At 69.1% G+C, this 3,414-nt stretch carries 3 protein-coding genes; 1 reads left to right on the forward strand and 2 read right to left on the reverse strand.

Translation table 11 applies throughout. From position 1 onward, the window contains the following. Both ACILRF_RS15480 and ACILRF_RS15485 read right to left on the reverse strand, forming a co-directional pair. Positions 1 to 1,034: 2-isopropylmalate synthase (locus ACILRF_RS15480; protein WP_395674464.1), on the reverse strand; the 1,034-nt coding region annotated here is incomplete at its 3' end. Between the two features lie 245 nt (positions 1,035 to 1,279). Then, positions 1,280 to 1,990, reverse strand: a complete 711-nt coding sequence (locus tag ACILRF_RS15485) for a TVP38/TMEM64 family protein (protein WP_395674466.1) — start codon at positions 1,988 to 1,990, stop codon at positions 1,280 to 1,282. Between the two features lie 170 nt (positions 1,991 to 2,160). On the opposite strand from ACILRF_RS15485, the gene ACILRF_RS15490 reads away from it, so the two are divergent. Then, complete coding sequence (locus tag ACILRF_RS15490) at positions 2,161 to 3,333, forward strand: calcium-binding protein (RefSeq protein ID WP_395674468.1); 1,173 nt, start codon at positions 2,161 to 2,163, stop codon at positions 3,331 to 3,333. Positions 3,334 to 3,414 lie beyond the last annotated feature (81 nt).

Below are 3,414 nucleotides of genomic sequence, written 5' to 3' on the forward strand. Positions count from 1 at the left end.
TGGCGGCCCGAGTGCTTGCCCATCACCAGGTTCGACTGCGCCTGCCCGACCGACTCCGGCGTCATGATCTCGTAGGTGCCGCGGTCCTTCAGCATCCCGTCCTGGTGAATGCCGCTCTCGTGGGCGAAGGCGTTCTTGCCGACGATCGCCTTGTTGAACTGCACCGGGAAGCCGGTGATCGCCGAGACGTAGCGGCTGGCGCGGGTGATGTGCTGGGTCTCGATGCCGGTGTGATAGGCCAGCCGGTCGCCGCGCACCTTCAGGGCCATGACGACCTCTTCCAGCGCCGCGTTGCCCGCCCGCTCGCCGATGCCGTTGATCGCGCACTCGATCTGCCGCGCCCCGCCCTGGACGCCGGCCAGGCTGTTGGCGACCGCCAGGCCCAGGTCGTTGTGGCAGTGGGTCGAGAAGATTACCCGGTCGGCGCCGTCGACGTTCTCCACCAGGTCGCGGAAGATCTCAGCGTATTCGGTGGGATAGGTGTAGCCGACGGTATCGGGGATGTTGATCGTCGTCGCCCCGGCCCGGATCGCCGCCTCGACGCAGCGGCGCAAGAAGTCCTGCTCGGTCCGCGTGGCGTCCTGCGCCGACCATTCGACGTCGTCGATCAGGTTGCGCGCGTGCGTCACCGACCGGGTGATCATCTCCAGGATGTCGTCCTGGCTGGCCCGCAGGATGTGGTCGCGGTGCGAGGGGCTGGTCGACAGGAAGGTGTGGATGCGGCCGCGCTTGGCGGGCTTCAACGCCTCGGCCGCGCGCTCGATGTCCGCGGCGCCGGCCCGGGCCAGGCCGCAGATGGTGCTCTCGGTGACGATCTCGGAGATGGCGCGGACGGCCTCGAAGTCGCCGTTCGAGGCGATCGGGAAGCCGGCCTCGATGACGTCGACCCGCATTTCCTCGAGGATCTTCGCCAACTCCAGCTTCTCTTCCAGGGACATGGAGGCGCCGGGCGACTGCTCGCCGTCGCGCATGGTGGTGTCGAAGATGATGACGCGGTCACGATCTGACGACGTCTGGGGGGCGGTGTTGGTCATGTCTGTCACTTCTTCGCGGGGGTCTGCTCTAAGCGGGCGGAGGGTTGTGAAGCCCCTGGTCGCCCGGCCGCGAAGACGCGCAGCCTAGTAAGGCGCCCAGGGGCGGCTAAGCCCCAGCGAACCAAGAAGCAGGCTGTCGAGCCGCGTGCGCATGCGACAGCTTTTAGCCGAATCCGGCCTCCTGGCGCAAGGCTGCCTCCCGAACCGCCACCAAGCTCTGCCGTTCGCGCAAGAAGCTTGCGTGCTCAGTCCCGGGCCGCCTCGCGCGCCTTCAGCCACTTGCGGGCGTACCAGCCGATGACCAGCCACAGCACGCCCACGGCGGCGATCGTCGCCACGTGCCCCGAGCCGCCCTCGCCGCGCAGCACCTGGATGATCGAGTTGCCGGCGAAGGCCGTCAGGGCGATCTTCGGCACGATGCCGAGCGCCGTGCCGGCTGCGAAATGCCGCAGGCGCATCGGCGTCACCCCCGCCGCCATGTTGACGACGATGAACGGCGCGGAGGGCACGAGCCGGACGACCAGGCTGGCGAAGAAGCCGTTCCGCCCAACCAACTCCATGAACTGCCGCAGCCCCTCCCCCGAAAAGGTCCGCAAGGTCCGGGCCCCCGCGGCGCGGCCGAGGTAGAAGCCGATCAGCGCCGAGACCATGGTCCCGATCCAGGAATAGGCGAATCCGGCCCAGGCCCCGAAGGCGACCACCGCCGCGGCGATCAGCATGAACTGCGGCACGCCGACGAAGGCCAGCAGCGCGAAGGCCGCCACCGCCACCGGCAGCGCCCAGGGCCCGGCGCCCGCCCCCATCCAGTGCTCGACCGTGCGCTCGCCGTCGAAACCCAGGACCTGGGCCCCGAACACGAACACCACGCCGACGCCGCCGAACAGCACGAACGAGATCGCCAGCGCCCGCCAGGCCTTGGCGTCCATGTCCGACAGGAACTGCAAAAGGCGGCGCATGCCGGGGAGGTCGCCCATCACACCGGCGGGGTCAAGCCGCACCCCTTTACACCCTCGCCTCCAGGCCGTGAGAAAGCACTATTGCGTTTTCGTAAGTTGCGTTCTTACGCAACATGCCTATACCAGTGTTATGGCCCAGCTAGGGCGACGCAATTTCCATAGAGGCATCCGTGGCTACCTACGCCTTCGAGACCATCACCGCCGAACAGGCGCTGAACATCCAGCCGACCGACATCGTCACCTTCGCCGGCGGCCCTGCCAACCGCGCATCGGTGGTCTACCAGTCCTATGACCCCGCCGCCCTCACGGCCGAGGTGCCCAGCATCCTCGTCACGATCGGCGGCCGGACGGTGAAGTTCGACACCAACCTCGTCCGCGTCTCGGACGCCGGCGGTCTGCAGTTCGCCGATGGCTCCGTCCTAGTGGTTGGCGACACCGGCGACGAGCGCGCCTCCGGCGGCGACGGCCATGACGGCCTCTACGGCGGCCCGGCGGCTGACACCGTGGCCGGCGGCAAGGGCGACGACCTGCTGCAAGGCAATGCCGGCGACGACGCCCTCGACGCCGGCTCCGGGACCAACACCGTGTACGGCGGCAAAGGCGACGACGAGATCGTCGCGGCCCGCGACACCGACCGCACCGGCTCCTTCGCTCACGGCAACCAAGGCAACGACGACATCGTCGGCGGCGGCGGGGCCGACACCCTGCTCGGCGGCCAGGGCGACGACTTCCTCGGCGGCGGCGACGGCGACGACTACCTGTCCGGCGACCTCGGCGCCGACGAGCTGCACGGCGGCGACGGGGCCGACACCCTGATCGGCGGCGAGGGCGACGACACCATCCAGAGCGGCGGCGGCGCCGACCGCGTTCTGGCCGGGGCCGGCGACGACCAGGTGGCGATCTTCTACGGCGGCGGCGCGATCGTCGACGGCGGCGCGGGCAACGACACCATCACCTCCGCCTCGGTCGGCAAGGACGTCCTGTCCGGCGGCGAGGGCCGCGACCTCTTCGTCTTCGTGGCGAAGAATGATCCGGCCCAGGGCCAGGACGACGTCATCCTCGACTGGAACGCCGTCGACGACCGCATCCAGTTCGACCAGGTCAGCATCTACACGATCCTGCCCCGCTCCTATTCGGAGTTCGTCGCCACCGACTACGCCGAGGCGACGCGCATCGCCCAGGAGCACATCATGTTCACCGGCGCGCAGTACGTCGCGGCTCAGGTCGGCGCCGACGTGGTGATCTTCGCCGACACCAACGCCGACTCCAGCGACGGCGCCGACATCTCGCTGGTGCTGGCCGGCCGCACCCTGGCCGACATCAGCCTGGCGAGCTTCGTCTAAGGCCAGCTTCGTGTAGGAGAGACGCGAGGTTTGCCGCGGCGCGGGGTTAGGCTAAACCCCGCGCCCGAACCTCGTCTCCAA

The sequence above is a fragment of the Phenylobacterium sp. genome (assembly GCF_044236515.1).
GTDB lineage: Bacteria > Pseudomonadota > Alphaproteobacteria > Caulobacterales > Caulobacteraceae > Phenylobacterium.

Coding starts and splice junctions, on each gene's coding strand:
- ACILRF_RS15485 (WP_395674466.1), bottom strand. CDS start 1,990: ATGCGCCGCCTTTTGCAGTTCCTGTCGGACATGGACGCCAAGGCCTGG.